General features: G+C 59.2%; 23 protein-coding genes, 5 tRNA genes and 1 pseudogene. 19 read left to right on the top strand and 10 right to left on the bottom strand.

Annotated features, from left to right (window positions below; translation table 11 throughout):
• Positions 1-651: 651 nt before the first annotated feature.
• Entirely contained in the window at positions 652-1,665 is a 1,014-nt protein-coding gene (locus NKJ07_RS01290; RefSeq protein WP_318568804.1) for a hypothetical protein, read from the top strand.
• Positions 1,666-1,992: 327 nt separating this feature from the next.
• Positions 1,993-2,442, top strand: coding sequence for a DUF5658 family protein (locus NKJ07_RS01285; RefSeq protein ID WP_318568803.1), 450 nt, complete (start codon positions 1,993-1,995; stop codon positions 2,440-2,442).
• A 1,850-nt stretch (positions 2,443-4,292) separates the two neighbouring features.
• On the opposite strand, the gene NKJ07_RS01280 is transcribed toward NKJ07_RS01285, so the two are convergent.
• The 3 genes from NKJ07_RS01280 to NKJ07_RS01270 form a co-directional block, all read right to left on the bottom strand.
• Positions 4,293-5,708 (bottom strand): IS4 family transposase, encoded by a 1,416-nt coding sequence (locus NKJ07_RS01280; protein WP_318568802.1) that lies wholly within the window; start codon positions 5,706-5,708, stop codon positions 4,293-4,295.
• 430 nt (positions 5,709-6,138) lie between these two features.
• The gene (locus NKJ07_RS01275; RefSeq protein ID WP_318568801.1) at positions 6,139-6,579 is read right to left on the bottom strand and encodes a hypothetical protein; all 441 of its coding nucleotides are present in this window, start codon (positions 6,577-6,579) and stop codon (positions 6,139-6,141) included.
• On the bottom strand, positions 6,576-7,094 hold the full coding sequence (locus NKJ07_RS01270) for a DUF7342 family protein (protein ID WP_318568800.1): 519 nt from the start codon (positions 7,092-7,094) through the stop codon (positions 6,576-6,578). The genes NKJ07_RS01275 and NKJ07_RS01270 overlap by 4 nt, the downstream gene beginning before the upstream one ends.
• Before the next feature lie 735 nt (positions 7,095-7,829).
• On the opposite strand from NKJ07_RS01270, the gene NKJ07_RS01265 reads away from it, so the two are divergent.
• From NKJ07_RS01265 to NKJ07_RS01215, 11 genes and pseudogenes are all read left to right on the top strand, one after another.
• A tRNA-Gln gene (locus NKJ07_RS01265) sits at positions 7,830-7,905 on the top strand.
• Between the two features lie 599 nt (positions 7,906-8,504).
• Positions 8,505-8,629, top strand: a tRNA-Glu gene (locus NKJ07_RS01260).
• A 29-nt stretch (positions 8,630-8,658) separates the two neighbouring features.
• Positions 8,659-8,729 (top strand) — tRNA-Met (locus NKJ07_RS01255).
• Positions 8,730-8,858: 129 nt separating this feature from the next.
• The gene (locus NKJ07_RS01250; RefSeq protein ID WP_318568799.1) at positions 8,859-9,146 is read left to right on the top strand and encodes a hypothetical protein; all 288 of its coding nucleotides are present in this window, start codon (positions 8,859-8,861) and stop codon (positions 9,144-9,146) included.
• 674 nt (positions 9,147-9,820) lie between these two features.
• Positions 9,821-9,895: transfer RNA gene (locus tag NKJ07_RS01245), tRNA-Arg, on the top strand.
• Between the two features lie 68 nt (positions 9,896-9,963).
• Complete coding sequence (locus NKJ07_RS01240; RefSeq protein ID WP_318568798.1) at positions 9,964-11,493, top strand: TROVE domain-containing protein; 1,530 nt, start codon at positions 9,964-9,966, stop codon at positions 11,491-11,493.
• Positions 11,494-11,519: 26 nt separating this feature from the next.
• Positions 11,520-11,592, top strand: a tRNA-OTHER gene (locus NKJ07_RS01235).
• A 69-nt stretch (positions 11,593-11,661) separates the two neighbouring features.
• Positions 11,662-11,955 carry a hypothetical protein gene (locus NKJ07_RS01230; RefSeq protein ID WP_318568797.1) on the top strand — a complete coding sequence of 98 codons (294 nt, stop codon included), beginning with the start codon at positions 11,662-11,664 and terminating at the stop codon, positions 11,953-11,955.
• A gap of 117 nt (positions 11,956-12,072) precedes the next feature.
• A complete protein-coding gene (locus NKJ07_RS01225; protein WP_318570513.1) occupies positions 12,073-12,267 on the top strand; it encodes a hypothetical protein in 195 nt (64 codons plus the stop codon).
• Positions 12,268-12,455: 188 nt separating this feature from the next.
• Positions 12,456-12,703 (top strand): annotated as a pseudogene (gene tnpA, locus NKJ07_RS01220) (IS200/IS605 family transposase); the annotation flags it as partial.
• Positions 12,704-12,945: 242 nt separating this feature from the next.
• Entirely contained in the window at positions 12,946-14,130 is a 1,185-nt protein-coding gene (locus NKJ07_RS01215; RefSeq protein WP_318568796.1) for a hypothetical protein, read from the top strand.
• A gap of 360 nt (positions 14,131-14,490) precedes the next feature.
• Here NKJ07_RS01215 and NKJ07_RS01210 read toward each other — a convergent pair whose 3' ends face one another.
• The 5 genes from NKJ07_RS01210 to NKJ07_RS01190 all read right to left on the bottom strand — a co-directional run bounded on the left by NKJ07_RS01210 (position 14,491) and on the right by NKJ07_RS01190 (position 16,832).
• On the bottom strand, positions 14,491-14,628 hold the full coding sequence (locus tag NKJ07_RS01210; protein ID WP_318568795.1) for a hypothetical protein: 138 nt from the start codon (positions 14,626-14,628) through the stop codon (positions 14,491-14,493).
• Positions 14,625-14,900, bottom strand: a complete 276-nt coding sequence (locus tag NKJ07_RS01205) for a DUF433 domain-containing protein (protein WP_318568794.1) — start codon at positions 14,898-14,900, stop codon at positions 14,625-14,627. Before NKJ07_RS01205 ends, NKJ07_RS01210 begins: the two co-directional genes overlap by 4 nt.
• 174 nt (positions 14,901-15,074) lie before the next feature.
• A complete protein-coding gene (locus NKJ07_RS01200; protein WP_318568793.1) occupies positions 15,075-15,539 on the bottom strand; it encodes a toxin-antitoxin system TumE family protein in 465 nt (154 codons plus the stop codon).
• 3 nt (positions 15,540-15,542) lie between these two features.
• Positions 15,543-16,097 carry a winged helix-turn-helix domain-containing protein gene (locus tag NKJ07_RS01195; protein WP_318568792.1) on the bottom strand — a complete coding sequence of 185 codons (555 nt, stop codon included), beginning with the start codon at positions 16,095-16,097 and terminating at the stop codon, positions 15,543-15,545.
• 342 nt (positions 16,098-16,439) lie between these two features.
• On the bottom strand, positions 16,440-16,832 hold the full coding sequence (locus tag NKJ07_RS01190; RefSeq protein WP_318568791.1) for an ArsR/SmtB family transcription factor: 393 nt from the start codon (positions 16,830-16,832) through the stop codon (positions 16,440-16,442).
• Positions 16,833-17,151: 319 nt separating this feature from the next.
• Here NKJ07_RS01190 and arsD point away from each other — a divergent pair, with 319 nt between their 5' ends.
• The gene (gene arsD / locus NKJ07_RS01185; RefSeq protein ID WP_318568790.1) at positions 17,152-17,487 is read left to right on the top strand and encodes an arsenite efflux transporter metallochaperone ArsD; all 336 of its coding nucleotides are present in this window, start codon (positions 17,152-17,154) and stop codon (positions 17,485-17,487) included.
• On the top strand, positions 17,484-19,418 hold the full coding sequence (gene arsA / locus NKJ07_RS01180) for an arsenical pump-driving ATPase (protein WP_318568789.1): 1,935 nt from the start codon (positions 17,484-17,486) through the stop codon (positions 19,416-19,418). Before arsD ends, arsA begins: the two co-directional genes overlap by 4 nt.
• A gap of 280 nt (positions 19,419-19,698) precedes the next feature.
• Here arsA and NKJ07_RS01175 read toward each other — a convergent pair whose 3' ends face one another.
• Positions 19,699-20,514 (bottom strand): IS5 family transposase, encoded by an 816-nt coding sequence (locus NKJ07_RS01175; protein ID WP_318568788.1) that lies wholly within the window; start codon positions 20,512-20,514, stop codon positions 19,699-19,701.
• Between the two features lie 29 nt (positions 20,515-20,543).
• On the opposite strand from NKJ07_RS01175, the gene hcsL reads away from it, so the two are divergent.
• Both hcsL and hcsS read left to right on the top strand, forming a co-directional pair.
• Positions 20,544-20,903 (top strand): halo-CC-star protein HcsL, encoded by a 360-nt coding sequence (gene hcsL / locus NKJ07_RS01170; RefSeq protein ID WP_425504779.1) that lies wholly within the window; start codon positions 20,544-20,546, stop codon positions 20,901-20,903.
• On the top strand, positions 20,894-21,085 hold the full coding sequence (hcsS, locus tag NKJ07_RS01165; protein WP_318568786.1) for a halo-CC-star protein HcsS: 192 nt from the start codon (positions 20,894-20,896) through the stop codon (positions 21,083-21,085). The genes hcsL and hcsS overlap by 10 nt, the downstream gene beginning before the upstream one ends.
• Positions 21,086-21,246: 161 nt before the next feature.
• Here the strand turns inward: hcsS and NKJ07_RS01160 are convergent, their stop codons facing one another.
• Positions 21,247-21,531: a hypothetical protein gene (locus NKJ07_RS01160; protein ID WP_318568785.1), complete on the bottom strand. Its 285-nt coding sequence runs from the start codon at positions 21,529-21,531 to the stop codon at positions 21,247-21,249.
• A gap of 284 nt (positions 21,532-21,815) precedes the next feature.
• On the opposite strand from NKJ07_RS01160, the gene NKJ07_RS01155 reads away from it, so the two are divergent.
• Together NKJ07_RS01155 and NKJ07_RS01150 are read left to right on the top strand one after the other, a co-directional pair.
• Positions 21,816-22,346, top strand: coding sequence for a DUF7342 family protein (locus NKJ07_RS01155; RefSeq protein ID WP_318568784.1), 531 nt, complete (start codon positions 21,816-21,818; stop codon positions 22,344-22,346).
• 2 nt (positions 22,347-22,348) lie between these two features.
• Positions 22,349-22,786, top strand: a complete 438-nt coding sequence (locus tag NKJ07_RS01150; protein ID WP_318568783.1) for a toxin-antitoxin system TumE family protein — start codon at positions 22,349-22,351, stop codon at positions 22,784-22,786.
• Positions 22,787-22,865 lie beyond the last annotated feature (79 nt).

The following is a 22,865-nucleotide window of genomic DNA, read 5'->3' as shown; positions in this document are numbered from 1 at the left end:
CGTTTGGAAGTTCGACTACCTCTCGAAGTTCGCTAACCCCTCTCGTCGGGTCGGGCCTTGGCTTGGGACGCCGGTCTCCTCGTCGTTCGCCTGTGGCCCCAGTGGTCCCCGTGCGCGTTTTCGTGATATACTTCATGATGCTAGAGGAGTAGCAACTGCGAGGTCCCTGTTTTTCTGCGAGGAGAGAACCCCGCCGATTACAGTAGTTGTCCAACCTGACTGACGACTCAAATCGTAGTCGTCGTATGATCGGACCTACTGAGGCGAAACAGGTCTGTCGTGCCGCCTCAACACTCGTTTACCCGGCACTAGACTTCGAACCAAACCGCGTGGAACCTACACGAGAGAGGACTTCGAGCATATCCTCTCTCGAATCACCTTCGATCAAGAGTGATTCTGTGGAGTATCTGTCGCGCTTGGTAGCGACTGTTCCACTGTTGAGGCTAGCGGCACCCCGAGAAATCGATTATTACGACGATCAGAGCCTGTGGGGGACAGCCCGTTCTTTCCTCGCTTATACTAACAACGACCGTTCGATGCAAAGAACCCTTCTCGAACGGTAAGACGCGGATCCAGCGTCAGACCGTGCCGCCGAATCCACCTTCGCCGTATCCGAACTCACCGAAGTCGTCATCTGGAATTGGGGTTGAGGTGGGTGTAGGCGTCTCGGTCGGCGTGGGTGTGGACGTTTCAGTCGGGGTCGGCGTGGGAGTCGGTGTATCGGTTGGCGTAGGTGTGGGTGTTTCAGTCGGCGTGGGTGTTGAGGTGGGTGTCTCGGTTGGGGTAGACGTAGGTGTCTCGGTTGGGGTAGACGTAGGTGTCTCGGTTGGGGTAGACGTAGGTGTCTCGGTTGGAGTTGAGGTGGGTGTCTCGGTTGGTGTTGGAGTAGGAGTCTCAGTCGGGGTCGGGGTGGGTGTCTCAGTCGGTGTAGTCGTAGGCGTCTTAGTTGGCGTAGAGGTGGGTGTGGACGTTTCAGTCGGGGTCGGGGTGGGTGTCTCGGTTGGAGTAGACGTAGGCGTCTCGGTCGGGGTCGGCGTGGGTGTCTCAGTTGGTGTGGGCGTCTCGGTCGAGGTTGGCGTGGGTGTCTCAGTTGGTGTGGGCGTCTCGGTCGAGGTCGGCGTGGGTGTCTTAGTTGGCGTAGGCGTCTCAGTCGGGGTCGGTGTTTCTTCAACTGGCCCACCGCCACCACCGCCTCCGCCACCACCACCACCACCGCCACCACCTCCGGCAGATGGTACTCCGGACGGTTCCGACGTTGGAGTCGCGGTTGACGTAACAGCCGACGTCGCGACCGGAGTCTTTGTCTGGGTCGGAAACGGACTCGGCGTCCGGTCGGAACTGGTAGTCCTCCCAGCTGTCGCTGTCGTGGTGGGCGTCGGCGAACTGGGCGTGTCTGTCGTTGACGTTACTGGGCCACCATACCCAAAGGACTCCGGGGTGGAAGTCGTCTGTGACGTCTGGTCATCGGTCTGTCCAAAATTGAGGACGCCGGCGGAGGCCGCACCGACAGCAGCAACGAGAGAGAGAAGTCCACGCCGACCGATTTTGAGCCGAACAGAGTCGTCGGTGTCGCCCCTCTCTGCAGAAGGGCCGTTCGCAGCGTCTTTTCGACTCATTATCTCTATCACCAGAGTTTTGATTTTTGATATAAAACGCTGTGCGTGAAAATACAGAATATGATATTCGTATAACCGGCGAAGAGGGGTACGAAAGCAATTTTACCGGATTCTATGAATTACATATCATTTCCAATAGTCTCCGAACTCTCCCCAACGGATATCGTTCGACTTTTCGACACAACGTGTGGAGAGCGATGGGTCAACCCGCGTTCGGGGGGCCTCGATCTCCCCGTAGTGACCACTAGCTGTGCGTCATCAAGAGCCCTCTCAGAGCGATCGAGAGCATATAAACTCTACTTAAATGGGGGTCGTTACAGTATAGTAGTACCCTTAAGAATAATCAGTTATAATGTATGAACACGTATGATGAGATATGCCATCAAATACGCTCTATCTCAAACTCAGGGGATTTACTGAATCGGGCTGGAGTGAAAATATACGGAATACGATATTTTATACGGACGAGTCACAGGAACGCACGGCTGGGTTAAGTCTCAACAGTGTCGAAACGTGGCTCGTCCAGTACCAGACGCTCGTTGAGCACTGGATGTGGCTCATGGTGCTTGCCACACTCGTCCTCGACGTTCACACCACGACTGTGGGACTCGAACAGGGGTTCGCCGAGTCCAATCCCCTCCTCCGTGCGGCCTTCGAGACATTTGGTGTCTCGATTCTCTGGCAGTTGAAAGCCGTCGCTGCCGTGATCGGTCTGGGCTGCTGGACGGTGTTACCGCGAGACGAGCGTGTGCTGGTTCCTGCCTCGCTTGGACTGCCGTGGGCGCTTGCCGCACTCTCGAACACGGGACTACTCGTCTTTACGTAATAAATCCAGATTAGGTTCTATGGCTCTTATTCCGACTGGTTCTCTTCGTCTTGGCTGTATTGTTCCATGAATTCCTCCATGGACAGTGGCTCAACATTCGCGTCCGATTCGGCTGAAGACATGTGCAAAAAGGATGCTCACCAATCGGCTCTTCCTCGTATTCACCGCCGACTGTTTCTTGAGTGTGGTCAAGTCTTTCGATCACGGTCGCAACCAACGCCGGCTTGACAGCGGCCTGTTGTGATTGGCGTTCCCAGAGTAGTTGGAACATTTCAGGAGGTCATCTGCGAGATATGGCCCGGGCTCAACGTTGTCTAATCATCCATGAGATAAGGGCGTCTGAGGAACCCGTTAGTTGATTCAGAACGGCTGTCCACAGCGCATCTGCTGTTTCAGTTGTGAACTCGTTTCCGTTACGGATGCCGTCTGCGATCTCCTGGACTCTTTGCTCGTATGATGTTGCTTCGGCTTCGAGAATGCGCGGCATGCCACTGAGTTACGCTCAGTGAGCACACCCCGTCAGTGTGCGCTTGCGTCAGGGACGGTGCACCTGAACGGCGATTGCACAGCCTCCGTCGGATCGACGATGAAAAAGGAGTCCACTGACATCGATCGGATGGTCCCAGCACCCATTCGCACTCTCTCGGCCGCCTGTGCAATATATGCCTGCATAGTGGACTATCCACCACCCAAACACTCCCCCGGTACGTTCTTATGTCAGACGGCCGTCTGACGAACCGATGGCAGCACGAATGAGTGTCAGGATCTGCCTCGACTGTGGCCGGGACGATCTCGCCCGACCGGGTGACGCGATCGAGCGGTGTCCCGACTGCGACTCAGTAGCGATCTGCTGACACCACCCACCGTCGCTTGCCTGCGGCCCCAGTGGTCCCTGTGCGCGTTTTCGTTGTACTCTATTGGGTCTCTTCCTCGAAAGCGCGCCTGCCACCGCGTCCTCGCCCGCATACTCGTTGATACGTGGGCTTCTACTCTGTTCGAGTGGTAGCCTAAAGGAGTTCTCTCCTCGAAGAACGATCGAGTAGTCGCTCGCTGGGAGCCACTGTCTCCGTCGGGTGGGTCGGTGTCGTCGCGACGTCGGGGTCAACAGAGACTCTGTCGGGTGTCACGCGGTCGAGTTCGCATCCTAACTCGGTACGAGAGGCACGAATCGACGGAGAGCGGGTCTTGTGAGTTCTCCGTTCGTGCCAGGGGATCCTAACTCGGTGTTTTCCTCCGCAAGGAATGCTCTCGACGGTGTTTTCGGGGTCGATGTAGGGTCGAATGGAGGCGAGTGGCTCCTGCGAACGCCGATATCTCACTCTGTCGTCGCTCTGGAGTTTCGGATGGATTCCGCCGAGTTAGGCTCGGAGCGGCTCTCTCCTCGACGTTTGGGGGAGTTCGCACTCGTGCGTGGTGGCCTGTCCGTATCCAGTCGTTTTCGACGCTTTTTCCCACCCAAAACCGCATGACTGCAACCGTGTTTGGATGATTCTCTCCCTGTGTCGAGCCCGTCGAGTTGTGACCTCGTGATCTCGGATTGCGCTGTCTCACGCTCTCTGTACCGGGATTTCGACGCCTGAGTGCGTCTCTGAACGTCCGTCCGCTCGGTCCGATCCCGTTCCCTTCCTCCGCTCACACAGCTACCTTGCGGAGGATTTCGTCGAATTAGGGTTCGGGGAGACCGATTTTGATCGGGGGACAACTGGTATCCCAGGTTGTGGGCTCGTTTCGACGGGTTTGGAATACGTGTCAGATACCGACGATCGTCGAGACACCGGCCGAAACCGATTCGTTTGATAGAGTTACGAGCGCATACCCCCGTCTTTAGGCCTGTCTCTTACCCATAAGTCTCAGGAGCGCAGTTCGTATCCCTCCGCCCAGGTCTGAAGTTTCTTGAGGCCTTTCCAAATCGTCTCCCAACCGGGCGGTGGATCGGAGCCTCGGTCAAGGTAGCCGCCGATCTTCGTAATCGCAATTGCGTACGCTTGAGCCCCGTTGTCGGTCAATTCTGGAAATTTCGTTTCCAGAATTGACCGTTCAATCTCGCTCAGAAGGACATCAGGTGAGCAGTGTGTGTCTCCCCGAGCAAGTTCCCGTAACTCCAGCACCTTCCACGCGATTACCGAATAGACACTCAACAAGACCTCCATGCGCTCCCACGTTTCCAGTCGGCGTTCCTCGATCCGGCATCCAGTCTTCAGCACCTTGTGCCAGTCTTCGATCGTCCATCGAGCGCGGTAAGATTCTATCACACTCAGCGAATCACTGAACGCAACGACCGATTCAGTGGTGAGTAACACCCACTGAATCGGGTCGTCTTGTTCTCCACGTTCGTCGATCCGCACGACGTTTACCTCGACTGGCTCGGTGTGAGTTAGATCGTTCTGCGGTGGAAGTAGCTCACACGAGCCGGCTTTGACGATCAGCTCAGCCTCTCTAGCTGCTCTTCCACTTCCTTGTTCGATCTCTATCGACGTGCGACCTTGTTCGGGGAGGTCTTCACTCCAGTCAATCAGACGCCCGTCCGTTCCGGACGGCGTCTGAATACAGCGATTCTGATTCGCCCGGACGACGAATCCAGCGTCCAGCTCGTCTGTAACTTCGCGGTAGAACGCAAATGCATCAGCTCCTCGGTCGTGGATGAATATCGGTCGAATCTCCTCGGCAAGCCAGTCGCTGGCTTGCCTGTCCCCTCGAATCCATTTTTTCTGTTCGCTCTCTAATTCGATCCGCTCACCCTTCCCATTCGCGTCGTGTTTGGTGCTGGCCTGTTGGTCCTCGATCAGCGACTGCTGATCGATGACCCCAGTCATGCGATGTGTCTGTGGATCGACTCCGATCGTCGAGTGAACCTTGACACCTTCGAGATCCGTCGTAGAGTTGCCGATGTCACCGAGTCCCTCCTTGGACGGATGTCTCGGGAACACGAGCTCAGTCGTGTCAGAGACAACGAGGAGTTCCTCGTTGTCATCGACGCGTGAGCGTTGTTCTCGCGCGTGGGCGGAGAGAATCTCGTCTGGGTCCACACGCTCGTTATCGCAAAATCGGTACGTAGCCTTTGTGGAGGCCCAGTCCTCGCAGGCGTTGGGGATCGACTCGGCAGGTGCCCTGCCGAGCCGATCGCCGACCTGCATCAATCGGTCAGTAAGCCGTTCATCACCAAACTCAGCAGACTGAAACTCCTTGCGAACCGTGCCAGAGACATCCGTCTGACACAGCTCCGCTTCGGCTAGATCAGTCCGCCGGCTTCGTGAACCGCTCTGCATCTTGGCAACACGTTCCGCGAACTACGGCGATAGGATTTGTGGGTAAGAGACAGGACTGAAGTCGTGGGTTACTGACGGCGGTGGTAAGTCGATCGGTTAACCAACACGCTCCGCGTTTCCCCATACCTGTTGGTTAACAGCTGCTCGGAACTCATGTCAGTATCGTCGAACCCAGAGGACGGTGGTCGTGGTCGGCGGGGTGTCCACGAGCGTATTCGGATCACTCACTACGGGACTGGCTTTGAGACCGGTGGGTGGTTTCCGGAAGCGAAGATCGATGACCCATGCGGAACGGATACCGTTCGAGTACGGCGACGAACTTCGTGCCCCACTGCATCGCTTCTCAACCGACGAAGTGACAGCCGACACCGAGACGGCAGCGATCGACGATCGAGTCACGAACGCAACTCGCGAGTTCGAACGCTCCTCGTTATACTTCTGCCGTATGAGCCGGGATAACCTTCTCGAAGAGCTCATCACAGCACTCCCAGAGGAGTTTCGGGGGAGACGTTGCTTCGAACACGGCCTGTTCGTAGTGTGGGTTCTCCATCGAATCCGTCTGGTATTGGAAGTGCGCCACGCCGAGGTCGGTGTGATCAGTGTCCTGATGCCAGCCGCAATGAAACCCCACGTTCGGATCGGCGTAATCGATTCTGAACTCGTCGTGGGGCGGAGTGAGTTTCCAGTGGACCTCGAGTTGAGGTGACTCAGGTCCGGTCGGTGGCACGACTCGCCGTGGGTCGACCGCAGCGGCGAGGTATCGCTTCTGGATCGCGTCCGGCTCGAACCAGACGGAGATGACCTCGGCTTGTCGCTTGAGTACATCCTTGAGCGTTCGATAGAGGGCCGGGTTGTCCGCTCCATGTGTCATGCGGACACAGAGCGTCGCTCACTGGGGAAGCGGTCGTAGAGTCGGAGTGCATCTTCGACGAGACGACGGCGTGTTTCGAGGTGGTCCCACTCGCAGGCCACTTGTCGACGTTCGCGCTCGTCCGTGACGTATTCTGTCCGGCCGAGGCTTGCACGGAGTTCGTTCGGGGTGTCGACGTCGTATTCTGCCTTCCACGTTCGAATTTGCTCGTTCATCTGTTCGAGACTCGCGGCGAGTTCGTCAGGTGAGTGTTCTTCGTAGAGCTCGCGAATCTCGGTGAGGTACTGACCGACGGGGTCGGGCTCGTACGTCGTTCGCTGGCCACGTGTATCGGCGCGCAGTTTTCCGTCGTCAGTGAGGCGTTTGAGGTACTTCGTCGCGGTTTCGTGGGCGACCTCGGCCTCTGCAGCGATCCAATTTGCCGTTCGGGGTTCACCAACAGTGAGTGCGACCGCTTCGACGCGCTCGGCCGCCGACAGACTGTCACTCCAGTTTCGGGCCGGGTCGTCGCTCATGACTCCATCTACACCTCCAATATAGAAATAATTTGAGGTAGTCCAAATTATCTCTAATCGATGTTCCTGGGGAGGCGGTGTGTGAACGAGTCGCAGGAGAGGCCCTTCGAACGCCCCCGAGCACTCGGCTCGGAGGGGGCTCGCTGTGGTCCTTGTACCAAGCGGGATGACTCTCGATAGTGGGCCGTCTCGCGAGTTGGTACGTGGTGTGCTGCGCTGTGCTGTGACTGTGATTACCACACCCTGACTAATTTTAATACAATTGCCACGATATCCGGTATTGACGTCCGAAACAACAGTTGCACACGGAGAGTCCCCCAGTATGGTCGATACCCGTTTCAAACCGCGGCGTACTCGTTCTCGCTTAGCCGCGGGTCGCGTGATCGGCGGGTACCTACAAGACCAGTGCTCGGAGAGTCCGATCGAGAATCGCTTGGCGTGTGTCACGGTCGAACACACGAGTGCGACGCGCGCCGGTGGTCTCCGGACGCTCTCACCCGCATAACCTGGCCCCCACACGGACTACCCGTCCGGGGCTGGCGAACACGGGGTTGTCGCCTGCTTTCATCCAGTGGCTCGTCTGCCTCCATGCGTCACGCGAGTGGACTGGATGAGGTTCGCGGCAGTATGGTCTGCGTTCGTTCCTGACAGTGGGCGGACGTGCGGTTCTGCGCGCGCTGAGCGCACCAGAAGCCGCTGGTACGCATCCCCGCAGCGATAGCTGCGGCTGCGTCGAGCCCCGGAGTCTCCGCTGGCGAGGGACGCCGGAGGTTGAATCCGGAGGTCGCCGGTTCGATTCCGGCCGGGGCGACTGCACACCGACGCGGTGTGATCCAACGAGCATCCGGCCCTGTCACGGCCGTGATCGTGATTCGGGGGTGAACTCCCGACGGCGGTCCAGCCACGCAGAGCGAGGCTGGGCTCCGGCGACGAGCGGCCTGAGTCTCCTGGCGTACTCGGGAGGCAAAGCCGACCGGGTGCTCGTCGGACGCATTCCGACGGTGTGGACGCGTGGTCTAGCCACGTGGGGATACTCATCGAGGGAGGCACACTCCGCCGGTTCGACCGTTCGGGGTCGCATCGGCGGTGACGGGCCCGGCAGGGTCTGCAACCTCCATGGTCCGGTGTGGTATTCCCGGGATTACCCGAAGTACGCCCCTGCGATGAGACACGCAACCGGGGCTACTTAGCCGTGGTTGCGCAGTCGGAGCCAGTCGTACAGATCGATGATCAACGAGACAGATACTCAACTGCCGAACGCTCGGTCGTCCAGCGGGCGACGCTCCGTGCCTCGTTTGCACGGGACCGAGGTTCGAATCCTCGCGGCAGCACGGCTCCTCGTGGTCTAGCGGCGACGACACCTCCGTGTAGAGGAGGAGACGCACGTTCGAGTCGTGCCGAGGAGACTGCGGGACGGCCGAAGAGCCTGGCGTTCACACTCTCGCCGGATTTTCACCGGAAACCCGGTGCGACGGCGAGAGGTTCTTCATCTCGCTGTTCCCGAGAACACGCAGGTTCGAATCCTGCCCGTCCCACTGGCCGATTTCTGGCCTGACTCCCGCGCTGCGGGATGGGGTAATGTTAGCCCACGGGGCTCATATCCCTGAGGTCCAGGTTCGACTCCTGGTCCCGCAATGGAGGACAACGATGGGTCTCTTCGACACAGTCGAACTCGCCGATGATGTCCATCTGCCGGAGTATTCCGACGTGATCACTCCGGCAGCGGACGTCGACTGGCAAACGAAAGGTATCGACCGACCACGTATGACGACGTTTCGAATCACGGCGGACGGTCGACTCCTCGAAGCGGAGTGGCACTACGAAGACGTGCCGCCCGAGGACCGACCATACGCGAACCGAGACGACGTCGACGAGGGAGATTTCCGCTATATGGCTGGATGTCGCAAACGAATCCACGATGGCTGGAACGAACGAGACGACTACCACGGCCGATTCGAGATCACTCGTTCGTTCGAGGAACTCGATTCACTGGTCACGTACCAGGTGACGTTCACGCACGGGCGACTCGAAGGATTCGAACGCCTTCGGTAAACCCGTGCTCTCTTCGACCGTGATTTGAGTACCGATGCCGGTGTCTCCCTCGTGACATCTGACTGACGAAGCTGCTCCCGGAGTCTCCGTTGGCGAGAGACGCCAGTCCTTCGAACTGGAGTTCGGGGGGTTCGATTCCCCTCGGGAGCACTCGGGAATCGACAGTGGACAGCGTCGTACCATTGAGGTAGCGACACGGATCGGTACGCGCTTGCTGTCGGTTCCCCCCAGCGGACAGTCGGCGAGACGGTGCGTTCCTTCAGCCCGCAAGGCCCACAATGGGAGTCATAGCCCATCGCACCGTCAGTTTCTCGACCGCCCGTGGCGACCGTCGAGTTGGAGCGTTGCTTCGCCAGGAACTCGCAGGTTCAAATCCTGTCGGTGGTCCCATCCATCGAGAACACCCCGGACAAAGAGAGCACGAGGGTGCTCTCGACACCGGATCCCGCTCCGACAGTTTTCCGGTCGCCGCCACTCATGCCGTGGCCGTCGAGGTGGAGCCATCCTTCGCCTCAAGAGCCGGACGTTCGGTTCGAATCCCGCCGTCCTGCCGAGCGAAAGCGAGGCAGGGCTCCGAAGACGCTTGCGTCTTCCGGTGGTGGAATCCCTCTCCTCCCGTCGTGTGATCTGGTAGCACGCTGTCCAGGCTCAAACAGTTTTCCGGCCACGTCCGTGTCCCCGTAGCTCAGGTAGGACAGAGCACCGGCCTTCGAAGCCGGGTGCCGCACGTTCGAATCGTGTCGGGGACGTTCGCTGCTCGCACGTCGTGTGAGTAGCACCGGTATCGGAGTCGCCTGTTGCGGCTCCAAATGATAGTATGGAATTCAACAAGCCAACACAAACGGTCGCGGAGGCGACGCGAACCACCAACGACGAAGGTGGGGAAGCGTTCGAGCCTGCCGACCCCCGACTCGCACTGTACAAGCGCACGATCAACCAACTGCTGGAGGGCTCGTTCTACGAGGCCGATGACGAACAACTCGCTGCTGTCGTCCGACGGTTCGATGCCGCGGCAGACGAGGACCCGGAGTTCGTCCTGAAGCTCGCTGCGTACGCGCGGCAGGAACTCCATCTACGGGACATCCCACAAGTCCTGCTCGTACTGGCAGCCAACGACGACCGGTTCAAGGACGACTCTCCCGAGTCGCTCATCCGCGAGTGGGCACCGGCGATCATCCAGCGGATGGACGAGACGGCGACTGCCCTCGCGATCCACGACCAGCTGTTCGGCGGAACTGCCCCGTGGCCGCTTCGACGCGGTATCGAGGACGCACTCGTCTCGATGGCCGACGCGTACACCCTCGGCAAGTACGAGCTGTCACGACGCGAGGTGACGCTGCACGACGTGTTCAATCGAGTCCATCCCGAGCCCGTTGATGACGAGCAGGACGTCCTGTTCGAGCGGTTCGTGTGCGGCGGCCTTGACGACTATCCCGACGTTGACCCACTGCCGTCGCCGAACACGTGGGAGACAGTCATCTCCGAGCGCGGCAACACCAGGGACGCCTGGGAAACGCTCATCGAGGACGACGCGTACACGCTGCCGATCTTCGCGTCGATCCGGAACCTTCGGAACATGCTCGAAGCCGGCGTTGACGAAGACACCGTCGTGAGCCACCTCGATCTGGAGGCGGTGCGCCACGCCCCGCTGTACCCGTTCCGGTACTACCAGGCGTACACTGCGCTTCAGGCCGCAGATGTCCACGCTCCCGCAGTCGAACGATGGCTGGAAGACGCAATCGACGTCGCGGTCGAGACGGTGCCTGATGGATTCGGCGACACGTTCGTCGCCGTCGATCTGTCGGGGTCGATGGGCCACCCACTATCCACGCACAGCACGCTCAGGCTCAAGGAGATCGGGGCATTGTTCGGTGCGATCCTCGCCGACCAGGGTGCCGAAGTCGGTGGCTTCGGTGACGACTTCCAGACCGTTCCGATGCACGTCGACACGCCAGTGCTGCAGCGCCAAGCGGCGGTGCTGGCCATCGACGAGGACGTCGGGAACTCGACGAACGGATGGAAGCCACTGGAGCACCTTCGTGAGCGGGGTGCGCCTGTCGAACGCATCGTCGTCATCACCGATATGCAGATCTGGGACAGCACGCCGTTCACGGCGCGCGATGACCAGACGGTCAAGACGGCGTTTGACGCCTATCGGGACGAGGTTGCGTCCGACACTGCGTTGTACCTCGTCGACCTCGCATCCTACGGCGACTTGGTGACGCCGGAGGGCTACGAGAACGTCTACAACGTCTCTGGCTGGTCGGAGACCGTCCTTTCGTTCATCACGCACGCCGAGAACCCGATGCAGGTCATCGACGATATCGACGCATTCGAGCCCACATAACGGTTTCTTTGTGTGTTCTTTCTCGAGCGCGAGTAGTGTAATTCGGTAACACGCGGTCGGGCCACGACCGAGACGGGCGTTCGAATCGTCCCTCGCGCACTCGGAGCACAGCCCGTGGCACACCCAGCCCGTGAAGCCCGTGAGGTGCTCCTCAACGGAGTTTAGATTATGGCGATACTCCACACCAACGACCCAGAACCGACGACAACGGCTGTCGTGACGATCCGTATCCCCTGCGGCGCGGACGGTGACCTCGTCGCCAACGCCGAGGAGCGTCTCTCACAGCCCAGGAAGATCGATGACGTATCGATCGACGAACTGCACAGTATCGAGCCACAGCTTTCGGCCACGATCATCACCGTCGGAATCACTCTTCGGTGGCTTACACCGATGGGTGATTCGGAGCTGAGAGCGCGCCTTGCCGAGGTCCCCGGGCTTGAGTCGATCGGACGGATCGGATGACCCGTCCCGAGCACCACCCGTCAGGCGATCTCTCATCGAACGGGAATCCAGCAGCTCGATTAGTAACTCGGCTGGAGGAACTGTTAAGACTATCAGCCCTGCACGGACTGACAGAACATATTGGCCGACAAATATTTTCTGGTGACTGAAGAGACGCGCAAGGAACTCCACGAACTCAAAGAGCCGGGCCAGACGTACGACGACCTCCTGAAAGAGCTGGCGCAACATCGACGGCGACAGGAACTCGAGCAGCGATTCCAGACGTTGGAGGAGGCCGATAGCGACGAGTTGACGCCACTCGAGGATGTCTGAGTACGACGTCCTGCTCGGTGAAAAGACCCGCGAGTTTCTCGATGTTGCCGACGAGAAGACCGAGCGCATTTGCACGGAGAAATTGGGCTTTTGGCAGCGAACCCGTACTCAGGGCGGGGTCGTGGGGACAAAGAGAAACTCCCGAGTGACGTGCGCTGTGACCGGTTTCGAATGCATATCTCCCGGACCTATCGTTGCACACCTCGCCCGACCACGTACACCAGTTCCGTCAGCCCATTCGAAGCACGCACCGAGCGAGATTGTCCGGACAGTCAAGAGCATCACGGCACGGGAGATGTGGGAACCGCACGAACCGTTCTTAGAGGAGTACCTGTGGGGTGGTGGGTTCTGGGAAAAATCGTACTACGTGAGGACGGCAGGCGATGTTTTGACCGACACGATTGAGCAGTATATCGAGCGAACGGAACACGTTTAGCGGAGTGTACGGTTTTCACCCTCGGGGTCAAGTGGTTCGAGAGAGCAAAGCTCTCTCGTCATCACGGAAATCATTGATTTCCGTACGACCCCGAGGCACTCGGCCTGTTCCGCCTGTAGATTTGTGCGTGGAGACTTCCGTCCTCGGGTGCTGATGAGGTTAATACCGGATGACGAGCAACGTCCTCCCTGATGACCGATCGCCATCCTCCCGATAAAATCGCCCATCTGCTTGTGACACACGTGGGGTCACCAGTCCGGATCTTCCTCGTCGACGAAGAGGCAACGATTCCGACGAGCCCCTACCGGAACCGCACGGGCGTGGAAACGGACACGATTCCGCTTTCATCTCTCGACGCAGTGATCGAACAGGCCGATATCGAAGATGGTGGCCTCACGCTCGCGAGTTTCAGCGGTATCCATGTCCCCGAATCGGAGTGGCGACGGATCGGCCTCGAAAAACACTGGCACGCGGAGGACGTGGACCTCGAATCGCCGTTCACGGACCCACAGCGCCGTCTCGAAGTCTGGGCGAGTCGCGAACACGGACTCGCAGACCTCGACAACACAAGCGACCTGTCGTATGACCACCTCGACGGCATCCCCGACGATTCGCCCCTCATCACCGAGTGGGCTGACAGTGCACCCGACGATTCTCAGGCACGGCCGCATGTGCCGTTCGAGCGGCCGACGGTGTCGGTGTACGCGCTCTGTGCAGAGGCCGCACGCGACCCCCAGGGGTTCGACCGAATCGCACTCGGCGAGATCGCTCGTGTCGAGGTACTGGACGACCTCGCTGAGTTGCCCGAAGAGCCGAACATCGACACTCGGACGCTCGATATCGACCCCACACTGCCACGACACCCCGAGATCGAATACACCGAACTCGAACCACTTCCGCACGAGGACGACGTTCTTCAGGCGGTGCACACGATTAATCGCTACGCGAAACAGTTTGGCGAGCAAGCGGATACCGCGTATCAGACTGGGCAGGGTGCAGAAGCGCGAGCCTCCTCGACACGGAAGCGGGCATTGTACCGGACGAAGACCGTCGCGATTCACCGACTCACCAAGAGCGACCCCGACGCGGTCCGGATGCGTCGTCACGAACTCAACGGCGAGTACGAGACCTACTGTTTCTTCCTCTCGCCCACAGATACCGACGACGGTCGAGCGTACTCGTTCCATCAACCCAACGATGCTGTCGACGACGACCTGCTGGAAGCAGTGACTGGGAGTGACGACCCTTCGACACTCCCGCTCGAGTCCATTTCCTTCGACGCCGAGAGCGAGACAGGCTCACTCGACTGGTCATTGGACGCAGCTATCGAGGAACTTCGGCAACACGGCCTCGATCCGAACGACTACCTCGATACCGTCGTTGTCGAAGACTACGACTGGGGCTACGAAATCTCGACGATCTTCTAGCCGCACAGAGTCAGGCTGTGCTCGCGTCAATCGGACTAGCAACCACTCGACGCCCGTGAATCGCCTCGAGGCAAGCCCCGAGGCAGTCGCCTCGAACCGCCTGTACAGGGTGTATCTGCGGGACGGGCACTCCTGGTGAAGCCACTCGTACCACTCGCCAAGGTCGACGAGTCGATTTTCGATTCCGGCCAGCCTATACTGATTGAGTACCTCATCCACTGCTCGTGCGAGGCCTTCGGGGTCGGTATTGGGAAGTCCCTGTTCGTAGTATAGAAGGATGCCCGCGTGGTCGTATTCGTGGTGCAGTGGCTCGAAGTCCTTCGCGTTGTTCGTCACCGGGAATATGTCGTGCTCACCACACTACGCGACCAGTTCCGCGTCGCTCGTTCGTTCTCCGAACTGGTCTTTGGCCTGCGTGACGTCGTGGCCTCGTTCTCGGAAGACGCGTTCGAAGACTCGGCCGACGTGTTCGTCGAGGAGAATCCGGACGCCAGTCACCGGACGGTCTCTTTCGGTTTTACCGACGACTCTCGAACACGCTCGAACGCCTCTGTGTTCTCACGTTCGAACTCGCGCAGTTCGTCGAGGTGGGCGTAGTAGTACGACAGCGCCTCATAGACACTCGCGAGCGAGACATCGATCTGATCCGCGACGTGCGCGGGCGACTGGCCACTGTCGATTACCCGCGCCGCGACGTGTCGAACCCCGACTCGTGTGCCATCGATTCGTGGCTCACCACCGAGCATATCGTCGTCGCGGGTAATGCTCATACGTTCAGTAGGGGGTTCTCGGCTGTTATACCTTCGGTGGATGGCTCGTCTTTGCCCCTTGGACCCGAAACCACGTCGCGTGTCCGTCAAGTATTCACCGTGGCGCTCAGACGAGGACTGTCAGCGGCAGCCTCGGAAACCAACGACACCACCAGAGTGCTCTGGAGACAGCGCCTACGGTGGATTGTTCGCGTCGTTGAGTGGATCGACAGTCCCGCTGTCGTACCCGGCCCGCCACAACTGATGGACAGCGCGAGCGACGAGGACAAATTCCGTCACCCTGATACAGGACGCTTTGACCTCACCGTCGTCGCTTGATGCGTTCGGCGGTGGGTGGTAGTGACCGTCACCGTTGGGGTCGGTGTAGTCGTGTGGATGCACGTCCCATCGGAGATCTCGATCCGTGTCGTCGCTGTAGTGAACGTTGTAATCGTCTCGCACTGACCACCGGACGGTGATGGTCGCACTCGTCGCCTCGCCAATCCCGTCATCTAGCTGGAGACGCAGTTCACTGGGACTCAGTGGGTCGTCCAGCACGCCGCTCGCGAGTGGGTCGAGGCGCTCGAACTCGGAGCGAAAGTCGTGGAGTGCGCCAGCGTCGATAGCGCCACGTAGTGAGTGAGATTCGGTATCTCGCATCGGTTAGCCGATGACACCGGCCGGGTCGCCCCGGCCGTCCGATCCGGCGTCGTCTCCGACAACGTCAGTCGCGTCCGCGAGCGCGAGTGCAGCCCGTGCGAGCTTCAGGTTCCGACGTGTTGTCTGCCACTCCGTCATCGTCTCCGAGTCCAGATCCGTTTCAGCGATGGCCGCGGCGCGTGGTGATTCTGCTCCTGTCTGTTCCTCGAACTCACGAACGGTTTCGCGAAGCTCCGTGACGCGTGCCGACAGTGTCTCGACATCGACCGAGTCGAGTATCTGCTGGGCACGTTCGAGGACGACCGAGCGGGGAGCACGTCTGTACCACGTCCCGCGCTTGTCCGGGGGAGTGACTGCCTCAGCGTAGCCGTCCTCGGTGAGGATGCCGAGGTGCTTGCGTGCGGTCGTCGCTGAAGTCAGCGCACGCTCGGCGATCGCAGCAACCGACTGCGGTTCGTACGTCCGCTTCATTACCGTGCGGACGCGCTCGCCGGGAGTGGTCTCGGACTTCCACTCCTCGGTAACGCGCTCGTTCACGTCGGCGGGGGCGTTGGTCATACAGTAGCTCTCTCGCATAAGCATATTAGCCTTGGGACAAATATACTGTGTCGTGTTACGTGAGGACCGAGGCGGTCGATGTTCGAATGTTCTATGCCCGAAATCGACCGCCTCGGCGAACTTACCGAGTGGATCGAGTTGGAATTTGTGGAGCGACAACAGACACCCGAGTTCGCGATTCAAGTGGGTATTCAGCGCCATCTCGTCGGTTTGTCGCTCTCGAATACCATTCGTGTTCGGTTGAGATCATGAGTGATTAATCTCCGAGCAACGAGCGCTGCTCGATCGAGCCAGAACGACCACATTCGGTACATGGACACCCCGTGCGTCGGTGACTACCGATCACAACTTCCGTGAGCCGTCGAGTGCAACGAGAACAGCGTTCGCTCTCGGCGTAGCCCGGTACTTGCGCCACTTCCCGTCCTTTCGACGGGTGAGTAACCCGGCGTCTGTGAGCTGGGAGAGGGCATGACTTATTGCGCTGTCGCTGACGTCGAGAAGTGGAGAGAACTCACAGACACAGAGTTCCTCCTCAGCCACGTGGAGAATGCGGACGATCTTGTACCGAGTTTCGTTGGCGAGTGCTGAGAGCACCCCGACATCCTCTTCGAGATTTGGGCCGCCAGCGATCTCGTCCCATTCTTCGAGTTCGGCTAGTCGTTCGGTGACCTCACCATCACCGCACTCACCCCGTTCGCTTGCGAGATATCGCTGCAGTCGCTCGGTCGATGACATGCGCTACGGTTGAACAGATACGGGATTAAGCGTTGTGGAGCGAGTTCCGAAGGTTCAGTATCTGTTCTGAAGTCATCTTAGATATTTCTAAGATATCGTCCGGACGCTGACCCAGAAGAACATCTGTGTAGAGTCGCTATCGTCCTATTTCTCGTCTTTCAGGCCGTTCCGGTCATGACAGACGAGAAGAATCCAAAGCAAAGGGCTTAACAGTTAGTTGAACAAATCTTCAGATGTACTTGAGAAAATATCTGCCCACTGTCCACTCCATGGTCCCGTCATGTATCAAAACAATTGAACGAGCGACTCACTGTCAGCAATGACCGAACTCACCCTGTACGAAGAAGCGATGTGTTGTTCCACCGGCGTCTGCGGACCCGACCCGGACGACGAACTCGTCGAAGTCAGCGCCGCCCTCGACCAGTTAGAGGCGGCGTTCGAAGACGTCGACGTCTCGCGAGCGAACATGCAACACGACATCGACCAGTTCCTCCAGACACAGCGTATCGCCGACCTCGTCGAAGCGCACGGACCGTCGATTCTCCCCATCACGGTCGTCGACGACGAAATCGTCGGAAAGTCCGAGTATCTCGGCTACGACGAACTCGAATCCATCCTCGAAGACCACACGCAGCCCCAGGAGGCCTCGCGATGACCGCCACACTGACCGACGCCCGCGCGGTCGTCGAACCGACGGACGAAGCGACTGAGTTCGTCTTCTTCAGCGGAAAAGGCGGCGTCGGCAAGAGTACCGTCAGCTGTGCGACTGCGACCTGGCTGGCCGACAACGGCTACGACACACTGCTGGTGACGACCGACCCAGCGCCGAATCTCTCCGACATCTTTGGCCAGAACATTGGTCACGAGGTTACGGGAATCGACGAGGTCGAAAACCTCTCGGCCATCGAAATCGACCCGGACGCCGCCGCAGAGGAGTACCGCCAGGAGACGATCGAGCCGATGCGGCAACTGCTCGACGACGAGCACCTCGAAACAGTCGAGGAGCAACTCAACAGTCCATGTGTCGAGGAGATCGCCGCCTTCGACAATTTCGTCGACTTCATGGACAGCCCTGAATACGATGTCGTCGTCTTCGACACTGCACCGACCGGACACACCATCCGCCTGATGGAACTCCCTTCTGACTGGAACGCGGAACTCGAAAAGGGCGGGTCGACGTGTATCGGTCCAGCAGCCTCCATGGAGGACAAGAAAGCCGATTACGAGCGTGCCATAGAGACGCTCCAAGACGAGGACCGAACCTCGTTCGCCTTCGTCGGCAAGCCCGAAGCCTCTTCGATCGACGAGGTCGAACGGAGTGCCGCAGACCTCGCCGACCTTGGAATCGAATCTCAGCTGCTCGTCGTCAACGGCTATCTTCCGGAGTCGGTCTGTGAAGACCCCTTCTTCGAGGGGAAGCGCGCGGACGAACAGTCGGTCATCGACCGCGTCGCCGCGACGTTCGACGAACAGGCCCTCGCGACCTATCCGCTCCAGCCGGGCGAGATCACCGGGCTCGACCTGCTCTCGGACGTCGGCGGTGTCCTCTACGACGGTGAGGACGCCACCGTCGATGTCGGGACAGCACCCGACGCGACGACGGACGGGCGTGCGGTGGACCTGAATAAACTCACCGACCCCGATGCCGTTGCAGAACAATTGAAACCGGTCGACGGGACACGGTACCTCTTTTTCACTGGGAAGGGCGGCGTCGGAAAGAGCACTATCGCCTCGACGACGGCGACCGCACTCGCCGAAGGAGGCTACGAGACGCTCGTCGTGACGACCGACCCGGCAGCCCACTTGGAAGATATCTTCGAGGAACCGGTCGGTCACGACCCCACGTCGGTCGGGCAGGAGAACCTCGACGCGGCCCGTATCGATCAGGAGGAGGCGCTCGAGGAGTACCGGACGAACGTTCTCGACCACGTCACCGAGATGTACGAGGAGCGAGACGACGACGCCATCGACGTCGACGCCGCAATCCAGAACGTCGAGGAAGAACTGGAGTCGCCGTGTGCCGAAGAGATGGCGGCGCTCGAGAAGTTCGTCAGCTACTTCGACGAAGACGGGTACGACGTGGTCGTCTTCGACACCGCACCAACCGGTCACACGCTCCGACTGCTCGAACTCCCGTCGGACTGGAAGGGCTTCATGGACCTCGGGTCGCTGACGAAAGGGGCTGCACCGGAGAAGGAAGGCAAGTACGACGACGTGATCGAGACGATGCAGAACCCCGACAAGAGCACGTTCGCGTTCGTCATGTACCCCGAGTATACACCGATGATGGAAGCGTACCGGGCGGCGGAAGACCTGCGCGATCAAGTCGGTATCGAGACTTCGCTAGTCGTGGCAAACTACCTCCTTCCCCAGGAGTACGGTGACAACGCCTTCTTCGAGAACCGTCGTGCCCAGCAGGAACGGTACCTCGACGAGATCAGCGACCGGTTCGACGCGCCGATGATGCTCGCACCGCTTCGACGAGACGAACCGGTTGGGCTGGACGAACTCCGCTCGTTCGGTGCGGTGATTGCTGGCTTGGCTGGCGTCCGTGAGGAGAAACACGAGGAGGTGACGGCGTCGTGAGCGAGAGTCGAACCGAAGCGCCCGCCGTCGAGACGAAGCTTCAGGCGTTCCTCGAGATGCAGTGTTGAACGCAAGATAGCGTCGGAATCAAAATTATGACATGCAATTTTCCGCCAGTAGCTACGCTCCCTCGCCAGATTTTCAGATCAATCGATTCGATTTCAGCCTGCTTGCGCGGTAATCAAAACATCAGTTTCACAAGATACCACACAAAGGATGAACTGGACGATGGCGATGCCTCTCTCGGATACATCCGGAGAAGGAGAGCAGGCGGCGAGCCCTAACTCGCCGCCTGCTCGAGGTTATGTACGATGCACTTGCGCGTGAGCTCCCGGAACTGGCCATGCCAGCTCCGGGAGCGGATCTCGTCGCCGCCGTCCTTTAGCATCGCAAACACTGTTTCACTCATCGACCGTTGGTTGTAGACCTCGTCGTCAATTCGAGCGTTGTGAGCCTTCTTGAGCGCATTTTGTTCGCAGTGTTTGATCACTGGACGCGTTGACGATTCACGACAGGCATCTCGGAGATCGCTCCATGAGTACATCTTGTCGGCCAGCAGCGTCTGCAGGTCTTCGGCGTTCCGCCGAAAGACCTGCAGCCCGATATGGCCGTCATAGGCTTTCTTTGTCGTGAAATGAGCGTCCATAACCGCAAGTGACTCCGTATCGACGAGCAGCGTAGTTTTCATCGCATTGAACGAGTAGCCGACACGATTGCGGTAGTGCGAGCTTGCTTGATCACGCTGGAAGCCACTGGCGTCGATTGATGCAGTTCCCGACAGCCCCGCCTGCTCCGCGCTTCGGCGGAGCAGGCGGCGCAGCTCTTTCATCGGAAATTCTCTGTCCCACACGCTGAACGACGTGAAATCAGGAGATCTCTCAAGGCCGAAGACGTCGAGAATACCGGGCATCTCGTTCAGGTAGTCTTCGAACTGCCTGAGGGGTTTGTTGAGTTCTTCTTTGAGCAAGAGCAGTGCGATCTTCGTGGAGTCGTCGTACCCGTCGTCGCCGTCGGCGACGTCGGGTACATCCGGTTCCTCAACGTGGCTCGTGGCGAACTCCTGAAACGTCTGTGCAAGGTTCCTGAGACGTCCCATACCGCCCGACGGCGTCCAATTCCCCTGAAATCAACGATATAATCCGCAGACAGCGTCGGCATTCAACGGAGCACCTCGAGACGCTCTGCGACTCCGAGACGTACCAGCGGTTCGTGGAGGCCCAGCAGGAACTCGAAGCAGATTCCGAGTCGATCGAGTTGCTCGAGACGTACCAACAGAAGCAGGACGCGCTGCAGGACGGCGAATTCGACCCCGCAGTCATGAGTGAGTTGCGAGACCTCCAGACCGAAATTGAAAACAACGAGACAATCCAAGAGCACCGAGACGCGCGGGCAGAACTCGTCGCCCTCCTCGAACAGACCAACGACGTCATCAGCGAACGAATCGGTCAGGAATTCGCACAGTCGCGCGGAGGTGGGTGCTGTTGAGTACTCCTGACGAGGACGTCTTGACGGCTGCCGACACCCTGGGGAAGACACTCCAGACGCTGCAGTCGGAGTCGACGCGGTCCGAGTTCGAGTCGGTCCTCGTAGAGTGCACCGAAGCCATCAACGAGGCGACCGGACTCGAGTACGGCGAGGTCTGCGACGCTGGTAGCGACTGCTGCTGAGTCGACTCACCCTCTGTATCGATCACGCCGTTACTGACAGAGACCGAGTAGTAATCGGAGACACTGGTTCATCGAGGGGGCGGCTTGAGCAGGCGAATGCGCTCGCACCCGAGGTAATCGTATCGAGACTCACAGCAGGCAAATCGATCGAGAGAGGGAGACTACGGCTCGGACGACGCCCCGACCCCGTCAGCGATCGCTTGGAGTTCGGCTTTCCGGAACGTGGAGTCGTCTGCCGTCTCCAGCGACTCCGCGATGCCGACCTGCGCCCGGATTTGTTGACGCATCCGCGTCGCTGACGGACGTCCCGCCTCGTCGACACTGATCGTGAGTGCCTCACAGATCGCCTGCAGTTCTTCCTTCGTGAACGATGCCTCGAACTCCCGTTCGAAGCGGCCCGTCGCCGCTCGAATCGCGTTCCGAACCTCGTGGACGGTCGGACTCATGATTTTCTACTCTCTTGTCGCCTCCCTCAAAGTTCCTACTCGGGAGGAATGAGACGTTTCAGAGGATGGGGAGTGGCTGTGAACTCTAACCAGTGCTGGATTTCTTCTTGACGTTCAGTACACTGTTCCTGAACAAGGTGTGAGCGCGAGAAGGTGGAACAGCGGCGAAAGTACCTCGACGACGTCTACCCAGTCGTCGTCTCTCTTGTTTCATCCTGATCGACTATCGATCATATCTATGAACGAGCGCTAATTATATTCATCAGTATTCTGTACTAGTGCTCATGAACGCCTCCGACGACGAACGTGGTCCGCCCTCCTCGGACTTCTCCGAAGACCTCGGTGAACGACTCGACAACGCTCCGGCAGACGAACGAGTGTACCGGACCGCACTCGAACTCAACACCCCAACTCGTGTTGTGGAGGTTGCAGAGCGAGCAGACTGTTCGAAGAACTCGGCCCGGCGGCATCTGCGACGACTCGCAGACATCGGCGTGTTGAGGCGGGTGACTGAAAACCCGGAGACGTTTGAGCGGAACGAGTCGTACTTCGAGTGGCGGCGACTCAATCGACTCTCGGAACTGGACGACGACGAGTACCGAAACCGACTCGGTGAACTGCTCTCCGAAGACGAAGCGTATCGGGACACGTACGATGTCGAGAAGCCCAATAAAATCGACCCGCTGGAGTACGGAGAGTATGGCGACGCCGAAACGGTCTGGTTGGACCTGAACAACTGGGCCGCGATTCGCAGAGAGATTCGTGATCTCCGGCGCTCCCGACGGGATAATCCCGTCGACGAAGGGGTCGCCTGACGGTGGACGGCCAGCGCGACCGAACACCGAACCGGGCGCTCCTCCGCGAACTCGCGTCGGTGCTGGCGTCCGAATCGTGGGTCACGAGTACGACGGTGTTTCCGGCGAACCGACCCGACTCGGCTATCGTCTCCCTCGAACGGCAGTACTACCCTCCAAAGTACATTTCGGACGCATACATCGAGGTGCAGTCGTACACGAACGGGGACTTCCACATCTCATACGTCGAAGATCATCACGGTGAGACGTGGCTGTGCCGATGGGACAGACACGACAGTGAGGACTACACGCGAGAGCATTTTCACGCACCGCCGGAGGCTCGTCACGAAGACGGTGAGAATCGGGAGTACCCGCCCGAACTGTGGGCGGTGATCTCTCGAGTCGTTGCTCCGTGGGTGTACGAACGAACGGGAGCAGTCTGGGACGAGTTCGACTCCTGAACGAATCAGCAGTCTCCTGAAGTGCGTTCGTGAGATATTCTTCGAAGCGCGCACTGGGGATGAGAGTCGGTCGTCAACG

Source organism: Salinigranum marinum (assembly GCF_024228675.1).
Classification (GTDB): Archaea; Halobacteriota; Halobacteria; order Halobacteriales; family Haloferacaceae; genus Salinigranum; species Salinigranum marinum.
Note: the sequence above shows the minus strand (reverse complement) of the source record. Positions and strands in the feature narration are given on the sequence as shown.

What these genes read in the sequence shown, in the direction of transcription:
- NKJ07_RS01285 (WP_318568803.1), top strand. Translation starts at nt 1,993, where the DNA reads ATGCCATCAAATACGCTCTATCTCAAACTCAGGGGATTTACTGAATCG.
- NKJ07_RS01280 (WP_318568802.1), bottom strand. Translation starts at nt 5,708, where the DNA reads ATGCAGAGCGGTTCACGAAGCCGGCGGACTGATCTAGCCGAAGCGGAG.
- NKJ07_RS01275 (WP_318568801.1), bottom strand. Translation starts at nt 6,579, where the DNA reads ATGACACATGGAGCGGACAACCCGGCCCTCTATCGAACGCTCAAGGAT.
- NKJ07_RS01270 (WP_318568800.1), bottom strand. Translation starts at nt 7,094, where the DNA reads ATGAGCGACGACCCGGCCCGAAACTGGAGTGACAGTCTGTCGGCGGCC.
- NKJ07_RS01250 (WP_318568799.1), top strand. Translation starts at nt 8,859, where the DNA reads ATGACGACGTTTCGAATCACGGCGGACGGTCGACTCCTCGAAGCGGAG.
- NKJ07_RS01240 (WP_318568798.1), top strand. Translation starts at nt 9,964, where the DNA reads ATGGAATTCAACAAGCCAACACAAACGGTCGCGGAGGCGACGCGAACC.
- NKJ07_RS01230 (WP_318568797.1), top strand. Translation starts at nt 11,662, where the DNA reads ATGGCGATACTCCACACCAACGACCCAGAACCGACGACAACGGCTGTC.
- NKJ07_RS01205 (WP_318568794.1), bottom strand. Translation starts at nt 14,900, where the DNA reads ATGAGCATTACCCGCGACGACGATATGCTCGGTGGTGAGCCACGAATC.
- NKJ07_RS01200 (WP_318568793.1), bottom strand. Translation starts at nt 15,539, where the DNA reads ATGCGAGATACCGAATCTCACTCACTACGTGGCGCTATCGACGCTGGC.
- NKJ07_RS01195 (WP_318568792.1), bottom strand. Translation starts at nt 16,097, where the DNA reads ATGACCAACGCCCCCGCCGACGTGAACGAGCGCGTTACCGAGGAGTGG.
- NKJ07_RS01190 (WP_318568791.1), bottom strand. Translation starts at nt 16,832, where the DNA reads ATGTCATCGACCGAGCGACTGCAGCGATATCTCGCAAGCGAACGGGGT.
- arsD (WP_318568790.1), top strand. Translation starts at nt 17,152, where the DNA reads ATGACCGAACTCACCCTGTACGAAGAAGCGATGTGTTGTTCCACCGGC.
- arsA (WP_318568789.1), top strand. Translation starts at nt 17,484, where the DNA reads ATGACCGCCACACTGACCGACGCCCGCGCGGTCGTCGAACCGACGGAC.
- NKJ07_RS01175 (WP_318568788.1), bottom strand. Translation starts at nt 20,514, where the DNA reads ATGGGACGTCTCAGGAACCTTGCACAGACGTTTCAGGAGTTCGCCACG.
- NKJ07_RS01160 (WP_318568785.1), bottom strand. Translation starts at nt 21,531, where the DNA reads ATGAGTCCGACCGTCCACGAGGTTCGGAACGCGATTCGAGCGGCGACG.
- NKJ07_RS01155 (WP_318568784.1), top strand. Translation starts at nt 21,816, where the DNA reads ATGAACGCCTCCGACGACGAACGTGGTCCGCCCTCCTCGGACTTCTCC.